21 protein-coding genes are annotated in these 16,491 nt (G+C 59.7%); all 21 read right to left on the bottom strand.

Annotated elements, in window-relative coordinates; genetic code table 11:
• Positions 1–660: hypothetical protein (locus QMC81_02995; protein MDI6906445.1), on the bottom strand; the 660-nt coding region annotated here is incomplete at its 3' end.
• 34 nt (positions 661–694) lie between these two features.
• Positions 695–1,360 (bottom strand): hypothetical protein, encoded by a 666-nt coding sequence (locus tag QMC81_02990; protein MDI6906444.1) that lies wholly within the window; start codon positions 1,358–1,360, stop codon positions 695–697.
• 132 nt (positions 1,361–1,492) lie between these two features.
• Complete coding sequence (locus QMC81_02985) at positions 1,493–2,089, bottom strand: hypothetical protein (GenBank protein ID MDI6906443.1); 597 nt, start codon at positions 2,087–2,089, stop codon at positions 1,493–1,495.
• The gene (locus tag QMC81_02980) at positions 2,070–2,507 is read right to left on the bottom strand and encodes a hypothetical protein (GenBank protein ID MDI6906442.1); all 438 of its coding nucleotides are present in this window, start codon (positions 2,505–2,507) and stop codon (positions 2,070–2,072) included. Before QMC81_02980 ends, QMC81_02985 begins: the two co-directional genes overlap by 20 nt.
• A gap of 2 nt (positions 2,508–2,509) precedes the next feature.
• Positions 2,510–2,695 (bottom strand): hypothetical protein, encoded by a 186-nt coding sequence (locus QMC81_02975; protein ID MDI6906441.1) that lies wholly within the window; start codon positions 2,693–2,695, stop codon positions 2,510–2,512.
• A 67-nt stretch (positions 2,696–2,762) separates the two neighbouring features.
• Entirely contained in the window at positions 2,763–2,957 is a 195-nt protein-coding gene (locus QMC81_02970; protein ID MDI6906440.1) for a hypothetical protein, read from the bottom strand.
• Positions 2,958–3,037: 80 nt separating this feature from the next.
• Positions 3,038–3,799 carry a hypothetical protein gene (locus tag QMC81_02965; protein ID MDI6906439.1) on the bottom strand — a complete coding sequence of 254 codons (762 nt, stop codon included), beginning with the start codon at positions 3,797–3,799 and terminating at the stop codon, positions 3,038–3,040.
• A complete protein-coding gene (locus QMC81_02960; GenBank protein MDI6906438.1) occupies positions 3,796–4,581 on the bottom strand; it encodes a hypothetical protein in 786 nt (261 codons plus the stop codon). Before QMC81_02960 ends, QMC81_02965 begins: the two co-directional genes overlap by 4 nt.
• A 61-nt stretch (positions 4,582–4,642) precedes the next feature.
• A complete protein-coding gene (locus QMC81_02955; GenBank protein ID MDI6906437.1) occupies positions 4,643–5,974 on the bottom strand; it encodes an ATPase, T2SS/T4P/T4SS family in 1,332 nt (443 codons plus the stop codon).
• Positions 5,916–6,560: an RcpC/CpaB family pilus assembly protein gene (locus QMC81_02950; protein MDI6906436.1), complete on the bottom strand. Its 645-nt coding sequence runs from the start codon at positions 6,558–6,560 to the stop codon at positions 5,916–5,918. The genes QMC81_02955 and QMC81_02950 overlap by 59 nt, the downstream gene beginning before the upstream one ends.
• 646 nt (positions 6,561–7,206) lie before the next feature.
• A complete protein-coding gene (locus QMC81_02945) occupies positions 7,207–7,761 on the bottom strand; it encodes an A24 family peptidase (protein MDI6906435.1) in 555 nt (184 codons plus the stop codon).
• A 3-nt stretch (positions 7,762–7,764) separates the two neighbouring features.
• The gene (locus QMC81_02940) at positions 7,765–8,004 is read right to left on the bottom strand and encodes a hypothetical protein (GenBank protein MDI6906434.1); all 240 of its coding nucleotides are present in this window, start codon (positions 8,002–8,004) and stop codon (positions 7,765–7,767) included.
• A gap of 707 nt (positions 8,005–8,711) precedes the next feature.
• Positions 8,712–9,521, bottom strand: a complete 810-nt coding sequence (locus tag QMC81_02935; protein MDI6906433.1) for a DUF5677 domain-containing protein — start codon at positions 9,519–9,521, stop codon at positions 8,712–8,714.
• Between the two features lie 125 nt (positions 9,522–9,646).
• Positions 9,647–10,648, bottom strand: coding sequence for a hypothetical protein (locus QMC81_02930; protein MDI6906432.1), 1,002 nt, complete (start codon positions 10,646–10,648; stop codon positions 9,647–9,649).
• Positions 10,641–12,125, bottom strand: a complete 1,485-nt coding sequence (locus QMC81_02925; GenBank protein ID MDI6906431.1) for a ParA family protein — start codon at positions 12,123–12,125, stop codon at positions 10,641–10,643. The genes QMC81_02930 and QMC81_02925 overlap by 8 nt, the downstream gene beginning before the upstream one ends.
• Before the next feature lie 3 nt (positions 12,126–12,128).
• Positions 12,129–12,710 (bottom strand): GGDEF domain-containing protein, encoded by a 582-nt coding sequence (locus tag QMC81_02920; protein MDI6906430.1) that lies wholly within the window; start codon positions 12,708–12,710, stop codon positions 12,129–12,131.
• Positions 12,703–13,365, bottom strand: coding sequence for an SAF domain-containing protein (locus tag QMC81_02915; GenBank protein ID MDI6906429.1), 663 nt, complete (start codon positions 13,363–13,365; stop codon positions 12,703–12,705). The genes QMC81_02920 and QMC81_02915 overlap by 8 nt, the downstream gene beginning before the upstream one ends.
• 605 nt (positions 13,366–13,970) lie before the next feature.
• Positions 13,971–14,384 (bottom strand): hypothetical protein, encoded by a 414-nt coding sequence (locus tag QMC81_02910; protein MDI6906428.1) that lies wholly within the window; start codon positions 14,382–14,384, stop codon positions 13,971–13,973.
• A gap of 21 nt (positions 14,385–14,405) precedes the next feature.
• Complete coding sequence (locus tag QMC81_02905; GenBank protein ID MDI6906427.1) at positions 14,406–14,612, bottom strand: hypothetical protein; 207 nt, start codon at positions 14,610–14,612, stop codon at positions 14,406–14,408.
• A 167-nt stretch (positions 14,613–14,779) separates the two neighbouring features.
• On the bottom strand, positions 14,780–15,592 hold the full coding sequence (locus QMC81_02900; protein ID MDI6906426.1) for a hypothetical protein: 813 nt from the start codon (positions 15,590–15,592) through the stop codon (positions 14,780–14,782).
• A gap of 3 nt (positions 15,593–15,595) precedes the next feature.
• Complete coding sequence (locus tag QMC81_02895; GenBank protein ID MDI6906425.1) at positions 15,596–16,480, bottom strand: type II secretion system F family protein; 885 nt, start codon at positions 16,478–16,480, stop codon at positions 15,596–15,598.
• Positions 16,481–16,491 lie beyond the last annotated feature (11 nt).

Below are 16,491 nucleotides of genomic sequence, written 5' to 3'. Positions count from 1 at the left end.
TGTAACGGGAATGGTTCTACCGTCAGTTAAGTTGACCAGCTCGGTTTTTGTCTGTCCGATACCTGGGTTGCGACTGGCGGTAATCTTAACGTAGCGCTCGGGCGTTAACTCAACAACAATGTCGTCCCAGAAATACTCTACGTATCTGACTTCGAGAATCTCAAAGGTATAAGAGAAGTACGCATCGTCCTCACCTCTTGCGAAAAGATATATATTGCGGTTGCCACGTCCTTCTGATGAGGTAACTGTTCGCTCATAGGTATACCACTGCCCTTTGGTGCTAGACGATGATACAGAACATGGAAGAGCAAGGATAGGATCGCCATTGTTGACAAGCTCAGCAACGGGGTCGTACTGTGGATTCCCACCGACATGGGCAAGGTATAAGGATGCGGCGGAACTTCGATAGCTACTGTTACAACGAACACGATACTTAACGTAAGTAATGTGATTGTTCCCATGTGGAATCCCTGTTGCTACCAATTGATACTCGTGAGGGTTGCGCCCCCCCTGGCCTATTAACGTGTAGCTACCCAAATTCGTTAGGACGTGCTCTTCCGACACCACAGCATAGGCTACAGGCGTTGTGGTTCCTAACAACCCCAAGACCATAAACATCAGCACACCAGATAATAATAAGATGGCTCTTGTGCTCCGCATTTCAATCTCCCTTTCTCAAGATTTGCAACCAAGTTTAACTAGCTACTAACCCTACAACCCGCCACCCCTGCGTCGTCCGCCAAAAGGTAGCAACTACCCGTACCGGCCGCTCATCTGCGCGGTAGCGGCAGTCCACAACAGCCAGCTTGTCGCGGCCATACAGAACTGCCGCTTTCAGGTTCCGCACGTCCTTTATCACCGCCGCCTTACCCAGGGCACTTGCCCCCGCTTCCTGCCCCCTCCGCGCCGGCCCGGCCAAGCACTCCTTCGCGGCCTGGTCGTATTTGCCCGCGGCCAGCAGGTGCAGGTATCGCTCGAACACCGTCCGCATCTCAGCCAGGTCCTCGTCGGATACCCGGTGCCCCCGGCCGGCCACGACCGGCGCCGTTTCCCGGACATTGACTACCTTCCAGCCATCCTCGTTGACCAGTTCGAGTTCGTAAAATCCAACATCCGGGGACCCGTCGGCAAGCGTAAGCTCCACGGTGGCCCGAACCCTGGCCCACTTATCGGAGGCAGCCACGGCTTCGGTGTCCACACCTACCACTTCGGCCTTGGGGAGCCCGTTCTTTCCGGCCTGGGCCACGTTGTACGCCACCTGGCCGGCGGCGAGGGTCTTGGCCTCGGCAACGTCCCCGCTGCTGACGGTGCGGAGGAAATGGGCGGCGGCCTGTTCCGCTTCCGCAGCGGACAGGCGCATAAGTGGGTCAGTTTTCGTCACCGCATATCCGGCAGTAAGTATGACCAAACCAAAAATGATGACAAAATACATGGTGTATGAAGGTGCGGTCCCGGCTTCGTTTCGCCACCATCTCATGTGCTTATCGCCTCCCTAGTGATGCTGGATCTCCGCCACCGCATAGCGCGTAGCCTCTACTCCTTCCGGCCGAGCCACCGGCTTGACGGTATCCCTCACCACGGCTACACAGCCCGGCGCCCACAATGTGACAGACCGCTCTCCGGAGCCGTAGGCGATGTCGTCGGAACTAATAGTAAACGCCTGCGGGAAACCGTAAGACGGCAAATCTACGCCTCCCCCATCGCTGTATTTCCGTGCCCCCGGCATCCACGTGTCGTCCCCGTTGTAGACTACCAAAATATAGCTGGGCGCGGCCTTCATCCCCGATCCCGCCAGAGGCTCCAGCGTCACATCGGACAGACCAAGGTTTACTGCCAGCATGCGCCGGAACGTGTCATGCGCCCGGTCGGGGTCGATCCGCGGCTGGCCGTTGGCCTGGCTCCTCTCGTCCACACACATGGCCGCGGCGCGGGTGGCGTCGGCCACGGCCTGCCCGAGGTCGATGTCCGCCCCGTGAACCAGGCGAGGATGCTCTATCGTCAGGAGAAGCCCTACAATGAACAAGGGGATCAACAGAAGAAGCATCACGGTGCCGACCGCGCCGCGCTCGTTAAGGATCAACTCGCTCACTCAAAGCCCTCCCCGCGACTCGGATGGTAAAGTCCGACGAGCCCTGCCCTAAAAGCCGTCCCATCAGGAACGGCTTGGACTTCGGGACGGCCTCAACCCTGAGATACACCTCGGAAGTCGTAGGATCGAGGACGTTTCGCAAGACTCGCGGGTCTCCCTGGGACTCTCGGGGGCCTTCCAAGCCTGTTACGGTGAACCCGGCATCGGCAAAACGGTCCAGCATGTCCGCCTCGTCCGTGCTGGAAAGGTACCCTTCGACCCGCATGCGATCCAGGTAGTAGTTCTTGATGTGTTCCGCCTGCTGCATCTCGGCCTGGATGAGCCAGTAATCAAGCCCCCCGAAGGCCAGCACAAGGACTAGAATCGCAATCAAAAGGAATTCGACAGTCAGGACCGTCCCGCGTTCGTCCCGCCACATTCCTAAAACCCCGTTTCGTTGAGTGTTGTCAGGCTTGTCTCGGCCCGTGTGTGCAGTCCTTGAAAAGCAGGCATCAAAAGGGCAACAATAGCTACTGTTACCGCAGTCGCGCCGGCGATGAGGACCAATAGTTCGGCGCTGCCGTAAGTCCCCCGGCAATCCCGCCACAGATTCATGATTATCTTCATGGTCATCGCACCTCCTAAAAACACAAAAGGCGCGGTTTCCCGCGCCTTTCGCCGTTTAAGCTTGCCTTTAAGGAGCAGTGACAGCGGTGTTGACCTTATCGACAACAGTTCCCGCGCCACCGGCGAGCCCGCTGCCCACGGTTCCATCGCCCTTGAACGCCGCCATCACCGCCGACGTTACGACAACGGCAATGGCCACAATGAGCATCAGTTCCGCCCCGCCATACGCGCCACGCTGGTCACGAAACAGCTTCTTAAGCAAGGCTTTATTCCTCCCTTTCTTTTTTTTGAATAACGTGCCCCAACGTCCGCCTTACGCCTTTTCGCCATCACCTCCTTGTATCATCCCCAAAGTCCTGCGGCCTGGAGCACGTCCCGCACGTGCATGAACAGCGCCCCGCCGATCATCCCCAGACAGGCCACCAACGGCAGGGCGCGGAACAGCACAAGATACAGTGGACGGATATTGATCCGCGCCCGGTCGGCGGCGTCCCGGAGTTGCTCCAGCCGCTTCCCTTCGCGCCGCACGATGCCCTCCAGGTTGTCGATCCCGGCTTGCTCGATTTGCAATAACAGTGACGCCAGGATGTCGGCTTCGGGCAGGTCGATCTTTTCCCGCAGGACTTCCAGGGCCTTGGCCGGGCCGCCAGGCCAGTAAGTAAGCGCTTCTCCAACTGCGCGCCGCAGGCTGGGGGTCAGCATCCGCGCAGCCGCCAGGGCGTGGTGCAGCGGCATCCCGGCGCGCATATAGAGTTCGACCGTCTCAAAAAGGACGACGATCTCTTTCTGGCGCACGACCTTTTGCGCGTTCAGCCGCCACCGGAAGACGACTTTCGCTCCCACGGCCAGCGCCAGCCCGGCAAACACCCCCGCGTAACCCATTGCGGACGAGCCCCATGTGAGGATCATCCCTCCGGCCAGCCCGGCCATGCCTGCAACGGCGGCGGCCCGGTCGCTGGCGTCCCATTTGTGATGAACGGGCACACTCGGTACGCGCATACCTTCGAAGCGCGGCCTGGCCGCAGCCGTCAAACTCCAGGTCAAAACGGCGGCCGTTACCCCAATCCCCCCGGCCACTGCTCCCGTCAACAAGGACTCGATCATGTCTCGCTCACCGCCCGATCCACAAAAAACCACAGGATGGCCGACAGGAAACTCAAGGTGATGACCAGCCGGCCGGCCACGGTCTCGCCGAAGAACTCCCTGGACTCCGGCACCCACGCCTGAAGGAGAAAGTATAAAGGCAGAGGCGCGACGGTAAGCAGCATGCCGACGTATCGATCACCGGACAGCTCTTGTTTGTTGTACTCCGCAAGCTCCTGCGCCACGGTGATTTGCGACACCAAGTCGTGAAACAGGGGGGCCAGCACCGGCCCCTGCTTGGCGGCAAGTCGCACGAGCTGCACGAACTTGTGTCCGTGAGGGGTGTCAAGCTCGCGGATCATCTCGGCCCACACCCAGTCGGGGTCTTTACCGATCAGAAGTCGCGTGTGCGCCTGGCGGAATATCCTGCCCACCGGGTCGGGAATGCGCCGCCCGACAGCGGCCAGAGCCCGTTCAATCTGCCCGCAGGTGGCGTACTCCCCGGCGAACAGCCTCACGGCCGAACTCAGTTGCTCCAGCACCATCTTCCGGTGCGCCTGCCAGCGGCGAAAGTAGAGCTGGTCGGGCACTAGAATGACCAGGGCTGCGCCGAAGAACGCCGGGACCGGGTTCTTGAATAAGAAGAGCCCGGTAATGAAGACGACCAGGCCCAACTCATACAGATACCGCGACACTCGCATTTCCTTCGGCAGTTTGCTCTCCACCTGGGCAAGCCACCGCTGAAAGGCGTCGCCTTTGGGGCCATCCCTTTTCTTTATCTTGATCCGGAAGAGAAGCGGCAAGGGGGCGGCAACGGCCACCCCCAACCCGACGCATATGCCGAGGATCAAGAGCTGCTCAGCGTTACTCAGGGCGGAACACCTCCCGGATTTCCTCTTCCGTCACCCCGTAGCGCCGCATTTTCTCGCATGCCGCCGGGCCAGGCGCGTTCTCGAACACCCACTTGCCGGGGCCGAGATAGTCAGCCGTAAAGGGCTCCCACCTGATCAATTCCCGGTAGGTGATCTCCCCGCCGGATTCCTCGATCTCGGTCACGGAGACGATTTTCTTCACTCCGCGGGTGGAATCGGAGAACATCTGGACGACGACGTTGAAGGCCCGGGCCACCTGCGCCTGTGCCATGTCGAGGGAGAGGTTGAGCCCTTCCTCCAACATCAGCATCGCCGTACCCCGGACGGCTTCCGCCGGCGACGTGAAGTGCGCCGTGGCCATGCTGCCGTCGTGGCCCCGGATACAGGCCCGTATGGCTTCCAGGGCTTCACCGACACCCCGGAACTCGCCCACGATGATTACGTCCGGGGACAGCCGCAAGATGGACTCGAAGAGCTTTTTCATCGGCGCCCCGACCTCCGGGTGCGCCTCCAGCTCCAGAATGTCCCGGTCCGGGTACGCCTCCGAAGCCCGGATCTCGTTGTCCAGGTCTAAGATACGGATAGACAGATTCGCCAGCAACTCGCCGATCAACCGGCGCAACAGGCTCGTCTTCCCGCTGTTAACGGGACCGATGATAAGGACGTTGCGCCGGCCGCGAACCAAAAGGCTCAGCGCCTTCCAAACGCGCTCGTTGAGGGTACCCAAGCGGGTCAAATTGCGCACGGTCATTTCCACTGTGCCGTGTTTACGCAAAGCGAAGCAGAAGCCCCGCGCCACAGGGCGGCAGAGCGCCGTCAGCCGGGAGCCGTCCAGTCGGACGGCCTCCAGCCGGGGGGAACTTTCGTTCAGCGCCACCCCGACGTCGTGCATGATCATTCTCTTGATGAGCCGCTCAATCTCATGCTGGTTGAGTTGCAGGGCCACCGGCGTATTCTTGCCGCGCCGGGAGACGTAGACCCGACCGCTGTCCAGCACCCGGATCTCGTCCACGGCGGGGTCGTCGTGGAGGTCCTGCAGTTTGTCCAGACCCCACACGCGGCGGAAGATTTCCTCGGCTATGGCGTCGCTCGTCATCTCGTCGTTAACATGGATCATTTCGCGCGAAATGATGCTTTCCAGCCTGCGCTTGGCCTCCGTGATGGCTTCCGGAATACCTCCCGCCGCCGCCCGAAAGACTTGGGTTTGCTCTTCGTCCTCTTCTTGCGCCAGGGCGTTTTGCACAAGCTCTACCGCCTCGTCCAGGCTAACGTGTTTGGGCTGGGGTGGCTGGAGCGGCGTTTCCTTGCGTAGCGCTTTCAGCACCAGGCATCACCTCCTGCACCGGGGTCACGGACCACTTGGTCTTCTTGGCCAGGGCAATGAAACTCGACTTTGGCATAGCCCCGCCGATTACTTTACCGACATCGGCGGGGTCAAGGAGCAGATAGACCACCGACGGCGTTCTCTTGGGTGGCGCGACAGGATTCACGGCGCCCTGGACGACGGACTGCGTTTCGTCAAGAGGCTGTCCGCGCTCATCGCAGACCTTGAGCACCGTCGCGTTCTGGGCCACCAGGCGGGAGGACATTGAGGCGGTCCAGGCTCCCTGTTCGGGCGTGAGCCAGTACACGTCCACTATGTCGCCCGCTTTCACGCCCCCCGCCCGGGCGGCGTCCACGTTGACGCCGACCACCTGCTTGTCGCCGAACGCTTCCTTGTCGGTGAGCACACGCTTGTTTATCTGCCACCCCTTGGTTAGGGGCGCGGTGGTGATGTAGCCGACAACATCCTTGGGCTCCCGGGCGCTCGTCGGCTCCTCGGCGCCCTTTACGAACTCTTTAAGTGTCACATCTTCAGACGCGATTACGGTGTAGGCCGGGATATCCCTGGTGGGGACGGGTAGGGACACCATATCTTTATGCGTGGTTTGATAGTTTTGAAGGTAAATCCAGGCACCCACCGCCACCCCGATACCTACCGCAGTCGTAAGCAAGTACGGCACTAAACGCAATAAGCGCCGCAAAATTAGAAACCTCCTTTCGGTAAAAGAAACACTGTCCACGCTGCAACAACTAAACAGGGGCCAAAAGGCAACATGTTCCCGCATGCCGGCATTGGATTGTCGGGAAGGGGCGGGACCGCCATTGCGCCCTGTACTCGGAGAATGTATCGCATGTAAAGGGAGCACTTGAAGTTCCGCGCCCAGGCTTTAAGTCGGCGCGCACGGGCCAACCGGATTAAGCTCCATACGAATCCTAAGCAACATCCCGCCAGTGTGATGGGCACTACTAGCACCCCAAACCAGGCACCGAGGGCGGCCATCAGTTTTACGTCACCCCCGCCCAAGCCACCTAACTGAAACCCGATGAATCCCGGCACAAAACCCAGGATCATGCCCAGTACAGCATCCTGGATATGGCCGGAGTATAAGGCCCAGGCTAATCCCGCAAGCCAGACAGGCAACACGATAAGGTTGGGCAGCACCAAGCGCCTCCAGTCAATGTAGGCAGCTACTGAGACCGGGAGCAGGCACCCGATAATAACGGTAAGCTCGCTTATGAATTCAACCCCCTTCCCCCAAAAAGTAGCCATACGGCATATCCCCAGGCGGCCAACGCCAGGCACGTCCCGAAGGGCACCGCCTCCTGCGGGACGCTTCCGTCTTCGGGAAGCTGGCCCATCGGTATAGCTCCTTTTACTCCCCATGCCCGGAGCATAAGCCCCAACCCGAAGGTCTTGGCCCAAGAACGCAGTTTCCCGAGACAGGCCAAACGGTACGCGCCCCACACAACGGCGATGAGGCCCCCTGCCGCCAGTACATAGCTCACGCCTGGATAGGAAAACCACATCCCCAAACCGGTCGCCAGCTTCAGGTCCCCGCCGCCCATGCCTCCCATCAGGCAACACACCAAAAGTAGGGCGCCGGCGACTCCTGCGCCTAACAGCGCGTCACCAAGGCGGCCGGCGAGGATGGCTGCCGTAAGCCCGGCCAGCAAGATCGAAATACTCACGCGGTCGTCAACAATGTACCGGCGGACATCGGTGTAGGCGGCGATCAGAGCGGGCGCCAGGCACCCGACAAGCATAGCTGTTTCGTATGTGGTCAGCACACCTCACAACACCTCCTCTCCGAGGTATGCGCATACCTTGCTCTCGCCTTTGATCTCTCCGGTCGCGGTGAGAAGACGCGGGACACTTTCCGGCTCCATCGGCGAGGTGTAATAACCCGCCCCGTCAAGCCCAGCTTCGCGCAGTTTCGCCTCGATCTCCCGTGCCTCTCCGTCCCAGAAGACGGCGACCAGGTAGGGACGGCGTTCGGTCGGCAGTTTTGCCACGGCCTTCAAAGGTTCCAAGCAGTGGTCACACCAGGAGGCGAAGAGCAAAACCGGCCTCTCGGCGGGGTCGAGGAAAACAGGCGTCCCATCCGGAGCCGCAGCCTGGATACCGTCAACTTGCGGTGCCGACGGTGCGGTGTTTTGCGCAACGGGCTCGGCGAAGGCCGTGCGATACGGTAGAGTGCCGACCGGGATGCCTGGGGCCGATGAGCTTACAGGCGGTGGCATCGGCCACAACAAAGCACCAACTGTGGCCAAGGCAATAATGAGACTCCAAAGCCCCACGCGCCACACGGAGTGAAGCGAAGAGCCTTTTACGAACAACACGCAGGTGAAGACAACCGCCATCAGGCAGGCCACGCAGAAGGTGTGCTCCATCACCATAACTCGCGTAAGATAGGTATGGACGACTAGCCCGCCTGCCGCAACTGGTGTGATCCAAGGCGCCGGCACAACAAGGCACAATACGTAGAACCCCGCCCCCCACAGCGCCCAGGGGAGAGACAGAAGGGTTCCCCTGGCGCATTCGTCGCCGGGACACCATCCAGCCAAGAGGACCAGGCATAAGCTCAACCCGAGAATTGCGGGCCAACGTTCTTTATGCTCTTTCCGGACCATAAAACCACCTCAAAAAAAAGAGAGCCCAATGGCTCTTTTCCGAAAACTTACTTCCTGAGATTAAACGCTCTGGTTCTTGCACTCTGTCTTGGGGCCACCCATTTCTTCTAATCACCCCTGGCCGGTTGCAATTCTGAGGCGAGAGCTAAGTGTTTTGCCTGAAGCTGTTCAAACTCTTGGCCTTCTGCATCTTCGAGCCCAAACAACTGTAGAACACTATCTAGAGCGATTAATAGAGTTGTTGCAGCCGTTGTCATGACCAAAGGGATTTGCTTCATCTGTGGCCCCCAATCGATCCCAGTAATGGTGCCGTTGGCGTCCACTTGTAGGTAGTCATTCAGTGCACCAGGTGCAGCGTGTGCATCGCGAGAGAGAACCCTATAACACCAATCATAATACGTCTCTAGTCCCGCCTTAACAGCAAGTTGCTCGCAAGAGGGCTTTTTGATTCCTTTAGCCTTAACATTTTCTTTCACTGCCTCATACAACTCATCTGTGGCATAACCTTTAAGTTTACTAAAGGTACCACGTTTATCCTCTCTAATAATATTAAGGGTCTTTAGAAGCTCTTTCTGATCTGACTCAAAATACTCATAAACAAAGCAAGCATCTTTGGTACAATTGCGAAGTCTAAATAAGGCTTCAAAAATCGATCTTAAAACCACTTTAGCATCCGTACACTGCCCCACTTCGGCAAGTCTAACCACCGCAGCGAAGGAATTCAGAATTCGAAGGAATAGAATAGTTGATACGATTCTCTGAGGATCGTAGGCATTGGATTTTAGGAGGAATTTTATTCGGTGAGCATAACGATTCAAGGAATATCCTAGTTCAAAGAGGCCGCCAAATTTGTCTTTGATTTCAGATTTAAGTGACTCAATTTCAGGACTTAAGAAGCCTTCTTCATTAAATGGCATGTAGAACCCTCCTCCCAATTGTCAATATTATAAGTCATTTTGCTTTTGCTGATATACCTCAAGGCAAAAACAAAGGGCCATACTGGCCCTTTGACAAATAACGTGAGTTATTGCCCGGTCATATGCTATCGCCCAACCAAACGCTTCAGCAGACCCCCGAGGCCACTGGTGTTCGCCTCGGTCTTGCGCCAGTGCGGGCAAAGAGTTTCCAGCAGGTTTATGATCGCCCGGGTATAGGGTCCAGCGGGCTCTGCCAGGAGCACCGGGCGCTTGCGGGTGCCGACGTGCTCCCACACACGCGGTTCTTCGGGGAGCCCCACAAAACTGTCGAGCATGGGTTCCAGGCCATCCACCAGGCCCCCGTAGCTCCGTAGTTCTTGCCGGCACGCCTGGGGCGTCAGACCCCCGTGACACCCGACCCGGTTAAACACGAGCAGGCATTTGTCTTCAATAGATAATCGCCGCAGGGTCGGCAACAGTTGGATGACTCCGGCCAGGTACACCGGGTGGGGATGGCAGACGATCAGCACCGCGTCGGCGGCCGTCAACACCGCGTCCCGGGATTCGGGCGCAACCGGCGCGTCGACAAGCAACAGTTCCCCTTGTCGCTGAAGACTACTAACGATGGAGGCCAGATCACCGGCCACCCGCTGGTGCGCGTCCACCGTGGGGACGCCGGCGACGATACGCAGGTTGTCCAGTTCCGGATGAGGGTAAGCCACCTCGCTTGCCGGCTGATAAGACCAATCCAGCACCGTGAGCGCCTCTATGCGATACGGTACACCAAGAAGCATTGCCGCCCGGGCATGCTCGGCCAGGTCGGCGATGACCACCGGCCGCCCTCCGGGGGACCGGGTGGCGGCGGCCAGGGCCAGGCTGATCAAGACCGTCGTCTTGCCCGTGCCCCCGCCGGGGGAGATCGCGGTCACGGTATGGTTGCGCACAAACCGTGCTTTCTCAACCACTTTGACCGTTGCCGCCCGGTCTCCACCCTCCTCATCCGCTTCGACCCGGCCTTCAAGGATGTCCCGGACAACATCAACCGGCAGATTGACCGCTTCGGCGATGGCCTCGGGCTCCAAGTAGGCGGCCATCTTACAAATCCGTTCCACCAGGTCCCTATGCACGTTTCGGCCTCCTCAACAGCCCCCCCAGCAGACCCCCGCCCTTGCGCTCTTCCTTGCCTGGAAGGGTGTACTCCTCCCCGGCCAGGGCCGCGATCTCCTTGGCGAGCTTGTGCCACGCGCTGCGCGGGTCGTCCAGGCCGACAACTTCGGCCTTGTACCCCGCCAGGTTGTGGGCATCCCAGTCTTCGGGGATGGTGGCCACCACACGAGGAAGCTTGTTGCGCGGTACATTCTTAGAGAAGCCCGCGCAGAAGGCGCTTTCGATGACGTTGGCCCTGTGCAACTTCGGTGAGAATTTGTTCAACACGAGTCGGATACGCTCCGGCTCAGCCCCCATGAACAGCAGTTCGGGAGCGTACCGGCGCGTGTCTTCCTCGCTGAATTTGCTTTGATCCACAACGGCCAGCACCAAATCGGCAGCCTCGAAGACCTCCGGCAGCCACGGCCGGTCCCGGAAGCCCGCCGGCGTGTCGCATATGACCACGTCGGCCCGGGCCAGCAACGCCTCGATGATAGGTCGCAGTTCTCCCGGCTGAAAGAGCGCCTGCGGGGGAATGCTCTTATCGACCGGGCCGGGCAGGATACGCAGATGTTCGTACTTGGTCGGCACAAGCGTATGGTCCATAAGGGCGTCTACGCTCTGCCGGCCGGCCAGGGCCTCGATGCCCTGCGCGGCCTTGATGCCAAAGAAGCTGCCTACGTCCGGCCCGGCAAAATCGAGATCGGCAATGATGACATCAACCCCGGCCAAGGCCAGGGCGATGCCGGTGGTGACGGCCGTGGTGGTCTTCCCCGCCCCGCCCTTGTTGGCGACGGTTACGACCAAGACCCCCTGCTTACGGCTCATCGGCCGGGGGTCCCTGCTCCTTGCCTGCCGCACGCTGTCCGGTGGGACGGTGTGGGCATTTGCTGTTTTCGGAGTCCTCGGAGACACCGGATCGTGAACGCCGGCGGCCGGACGGTAGGGCAGGTCTTGAACCGGCTGCGTGACGCCGGTTATTCTCCGCTCGTGACCGGGGAATGCTTCTTCGGCCAGCGGATAGGTGGGAGCCGGCGAGGGTTCTTCGGCTTCAACTCCGTCGTCCAGATCCACCGGGGCACCGTCGCGGGTGGACGTAAGGGCCACCGGGACCGTATAGGGGCGGTCACCCGGCAGAATGCCGGTGACAATGTTCGTCAGCCCGACATCCTGTGCGGCGCGCATGTATGCCTTGCAGTCCTCGTCCACGCGGCCCACGAGCAGTACAATATGCGAGGCCGGGAACATCACCGGCAGATACCGGAGTAGAACCTTCGGCTCTCCCCCCGGCAGGAACCGGCTCACAAGGACGACATCCGGCCGCTCCGCCGTGTGGGTGTCCAACGCCCGGGCGTCCGTACAAACCTCGAAGGTCCACTCGGGAAACATCCGTTGGAGGTTCTCTCGAACAAGTTCGGCGTTGCCGCCTTCGTTTTCAATCGCAATAAGGCAGTTCAATCATTAACCTCCTTCCGGCTTGGGATAGCCTTGATCGCGCCCGGCCCGCTTGGCAGCATACAGATTCGCGTCGGCCACTTTAACCAACTCGTCGGCGTCCCCCGCATCCAGCGGGTAGACGGCCCATCCAAAAGAACAGGTGAGCCGCACGAGGTCGGAAATGCCCCGCACGGCTTCCCGCACTCTTTCCCCGATGACATAGGCTTCGCGCCAAGCCGGGGTGATGACGCAGAACTCCTCCCCGCCGTAACGCGCGGCGAAGTCGCCCTGGCGAATCGTGACCCGCAAGGTGGCGGCAAACACCCGCAGCATATCGTCCCCCACGGGGTGGCCGTGAGTATCATTGATCTCCTTGAAGTGATCGAGGTCAAGGAGAATTAGAGCGAACCCGGCAGCCTGGGCATTGGCCTGCTTTACGGACTCGGCCAGAGCCAGATCGAAGGCCCGCCGGTTCGGCGAGCCGGTGAGGTGGTCGATCAGGGACTCGTTTAACTCCGGCCACTCAATCTTAAGCTCCCCGGCCTCCCCGCCGAAGACCGCCAGCGGGGAAATTGATTGCCAGGGAGCCAGGCACAGCTTACGCACCCGGCGTCGCCTCCGGCGGGGGACACTTCGCTAGATACACAGCCTTTTTGCTGGCGAAACTCACGATCTGCTGGGCGAAGGCTTGGGGGACTTCCAGTCCGACCGATACCGGAATATTCCTATCGGTTCCTGCCATCTTGCTGAGGGTAGCTCTCTTTGTCGGGTCGATTTCCTTGCCTGACTGGTCGAGGCTGTGCAGAACTCTGAGCCCTTGGGCCAAAGGTGTGGTCGGCATGGGCATCTCACCCGCGGACTTGGCGATCGGGTAGACATCCACCGTCTCCCCGGCAATGACGCACGCCGAACTGGACAGGTCCACGGGAACGTATACTTCGACAAACCCGGGGCGGCAAGCACGGCCGACCCCCACACTGTCCTTCCAGACGTACTGTCCCTCGACCAGAGCCACACGAGCAACCTTGCCGGCAACATCCTCGGGTTTGGGAATCAGAGATGCTCCGATAGCTTCGGGCACCTTCACCGCCTTTACCGCGTCTCTGGGAATTTCCGCGCCCGCGGGTATGTATCGTGTCGTCTGTACGGCGTCCACGGTACGCTTGGCCTCCACGACACGCCGGCCGGCGGAGACCTGTATGAGGATGGTAAACACCAGCGCGGCGATAACGCACCCGACGATAACCAGTCTTTTGTTCATGGTCCTCCTTTCCCGCCGGGGACAATTAACGCCCCCCGGCGCACATGCCTGTAGTCAAGTTTTGACGGCATTAAAGGGAAGCCTGGGACGGGCCACCGTCCGCGCTCCCATATCGCGCACCCCTGCCGCTGCAAGCTCCGGATGATCCGCCTTATGCTCGAAGGAATGGGCGCGGAAGTCTCCCAAAGCAAAAGACACCCGGGGAGGATATCCTTGAGGGTTATCAGGTCTTCTTCCAGCGTCTTAAGATGCTCTCCCGTAGTCACGGTTCCCGCAGCAGAAGCGGCAGAAATGTGAACCTCATATGCCCTTCGAGAGCACGGCAGCCGCCTTCGGGCCAGGGCCAGCAATATGGACACCCAACGAGGGGAGACCGGAACCACAACGACGTGTTTAAGCCCCAGGGCTCTCGACCAACGCCGCGCCCTCGGAATGTCTATCCACTGGATCACCCAAAAACAGCAGAAAGCAACAGCGGACAACAGGAGTAGGGCGCGGCCCGGCAGGCAAGCGCCCTGAAGCCAGGCTGCGCCGCCGGCGACACTTGCTATCGCCGTCAGCCACAGGTGTAAATCGCGGCCTTTGGTCCCCACCGCCATCGCCCCCTACGAAGGCCATGTGTAGGTCACGTCAAAGCTGCCGGGCAAATACGTACTGACGGAACGCCCGTAGCCGGTCAGGGGGACCTCGAACGGCACCAAGAACGAGCCCAGTTGGAACTTAAAGGGGACCGTAACTTTTGCCGTGACGACTGTTCCCCAAGGTACGGGACCACCGGGAGCCGACACTGCGACTTCGATTTCAGAGCAATCAAGGTTTAGATCGTGGCAGAAGTCCCTCATGGCTTCATCCGCCTCGGTTGTGTACCCCCCGTATCGTCCCTGGCTGATGGCGAGAAACTGGGCCTGGTTTTCGGTCGCATGCCAGAGAGTCATCATCCCCTGGGTTATGGCCAGGCAGGCCCCGATACCCACCAGAAGCCAGATGGTTACCAGGGCCATTCCGATTTTGCCTAACATAGCATCACTTCCTGGAACGGATTAGAAGCCGAAACTCGAACGCATGTAGTCAACAAAATCCACGAAGAGGTTCCGCATAGTATCGGGAGCAACGGCCAGGAGTATGAGAATGATCGCCACTGCCACTGCCCCGCCGCCGAGCCACCATCCTAACTCGGCAAGGTTGCCTTTCTCGTCCTTCAGCACGCCGGAAACCATCCGCACTTTTCCCTTAAGACACTTAATCATAGGTTGTTTTACCCCCTTACGTTTCAGTTAGGTTTAACCAGTGACGCGACAGCTCTTAAGCACAGATGCCCCAACCACAGGGCAAACACGATTGCCACCAAACGGATAAGTAACGACAACACCTTCCCTGCCGGTCGACCACGATTCCCCATTAGCAACCATCCTCCCTACATCCCAAACCCCCTCCCGACCTGACTGAACATAAACTTTACGCCCGGGTACAAGAAGACCAGACCCGCGCCGGCCAAACCCCCGGCGCAAATCAAGCCCAGGAGGCCGGCTTTCGTAGTTGTGGTTCTGGCCGCCATCTCCGCCCGCCGGTATGCAATCTGGTCGTCCAGGTCGTCAAAAAGATCGGGCGTCACTTTAACGTCCCAGGCCGCGGCCAGACGGAAAGCGATTGCGTCAAACAATGGATGCCGCACGCGCAAGGCCAGTTCATCGAGCGCTTCCCGCACCTTCCCCGTGTCCGTGATTTTGTCCACCACCGCAGCCATTTCAGACCGCAAGGGCTGGGGCAAGAACGGTAAGGTGAGTCTTAACGCCTCGCTCGGGGTGATGCTGCCGACGCTTAGGAAGGCTGGCACGAAGCCGACAAGCTGCGGCAAACCGTCCACCATCCGGTCCTGCCAGGACCGGAACTCGTTTCGTAAGCCGAACTCGACGACGCCGATGCCGCCCAGTCCGACCAGCACGGCCAAGGGTAAAGCCCAAAGGCCGATGAAGCGCACCGAGGCCAGGAAAGTAAGGCCGCCCAAGATGCCGCCGAACAGCATTGAAAACCTGATTAACTGTCCCACCGACCTTCCCAATACCTTCAGAGTGACCTCTTTCGTTCCGCGGGTATAATGCTCGATGAGCTTTTGGCGCACCCGGTCGGCCGTAAGCTGTGCCGGGCTGGGTTCATAATCATCGAAAGGCACGGTCAGGACGATCAGGGTAGCCAGCAGCGTTAAGAATAGACCAAGATAGAGAAGCACGGTTCACTCCCCCCTGACAATTGATGTACGAATCCCGGCTGTTAAACGACGCCCGGCCGGGGCGTCCGGCTTCTCGGGCTGGGAGGCGGGGCTTTTGCCCCTGGGCGCGGTCTGGAGAAGATCTTTTGCGCTCGACAAGCGCATTACCGCAAAGGCCATGCCCACCATAAGCACCGTGCTGGCGGTCAGAATCCACCGCCCGGCGCCGTCAAAATACGGCCTGGCTATCGTCACATCCAGCACCAGGCCGGCCAGGATTCCCAACAGGGCTACAACCCCGGCGACGAGAGGTTCAAACAGACCTTTCTTCCTGTCCGATAACTGCTTGTCTCTTTGCCGCAGAGCCTCGCCAAGCCGCTTGAGCCCCCTGGCGGCCGCCTGCGGCCCACCGGCTATTTCGGACGCGGCTATGATGTGTCCCACGGCCCGCAGCTCGTCAAGGCCGTACTTTTCGCCCATCGCCTCGAACATCTGTTTGAAAGACGCACCACGGTTGAACTTGTTCTGCGCCACCATGTCCTCAAACTCCCGGCCGAACGGCGGCCCGAAGCGTTCCGCCGCCAGTCGGACGACCTCAATGGTTGTCTGGTTGCCCGAGTAAAGCCCCGCGGCGCTGGTAATGAAGTCCCGGGCCAAGGCTCGTAACTTTGCCTGCCTTCTGCTCGCTATCACTTCTTCAATCCAGTGGGGAAGGAACCATCCCAGCAGCCCGAGGGCCAGACCAGAGACCGGTGTTCCCAAAAACGTGGTACCTATAAAGAACAGCGCCACGGCGGTTCCCAAACACGTGCCTCCACGCAAAACGAGGGATGCCACAAGGCTTCTGGGATCTTGTTTGACCGGTGATTCCCCGGTGGCCAGGGTGCGGAAAAGCAAGAACAGGCTCATGAAGAGCCCTC

The organism is Thermoanaerobacterales bacterium (assembly GCA_030019475.1).
In the GTDB taxonomy this organism is placed as follows: domain Bacteria; phylum Bacillota; class Desulfotomaculia; order Desulfotomaculales; family JASEER01; genus JASEER01.
Note: the sequence above shows the minus strand (reverse complement) of the source record. Positions and strands in the feature narration are given on the sequence as shown.

Coding starts and splice junctions, on each gene's coding strand:
- QMC81_02895 (MDI6906425.1), bottom strand. CDS start 16,480: ATGAGCCTGTTCTTGCTTTTCCGCACCCTGGCCACCGGGGAATCACCG.
- QMC81_02915 (MDI6906429.1), bottom strand. CDS start 13,365: ATGAACAAAAGACTGGTTATCGTCGGGTGCGTTATCGCCGCGCTGGTG.
- QMC81_02910 (MDI6906428.1), bottom strand. CDS start 14,384: ATGTTAGGCAAAATCGGAATGGCCCTGGTAACCATCTGGCTTCTGGTG.
- QMC81_02935 (MDI6906433.1), bottom strand. CDS start 9,521: ATGCCATTTAATGAAGAAGGCTTCTTAAGTCCTGAAATTGAGTCACTT.
- QMC81_02965 (MDI6906439.1), bottom strand. CDS start 3,799: ATGATCGAGTCCTTGTTGACGGGAGCAGTGGCCGGGGGGATTGGGGTA.
- QMC81_02975 (MDI6906441.1), bottom strand. CDS start 2,695: ATGAAGATAATCATGAATCTGTGGCGGGATTGCCGGGGGACTTACGGC.
- QMC81_02905 (MDI6906427.1), bottom strand. CDS start 14,612: ATGATTAAGTGTCTTAAGGGAAAAGTGCGGATGGTTTCCGGCGTGCTG.
- QMC81_02980 (MDI6906442.1), bottom strand. CDS start 2,507: ATGTGGCGGGACGAACGCGGGACGGTCCTGACTGTCGAATTCCTTTTG.
- QMC81_02990 (MDI6906444.1), bottom strand. CDS start 1,360: ATGCGCCTGTCCGCTGCGGAAGCGGAACAGGCCGCCGCCCATTTCCTC.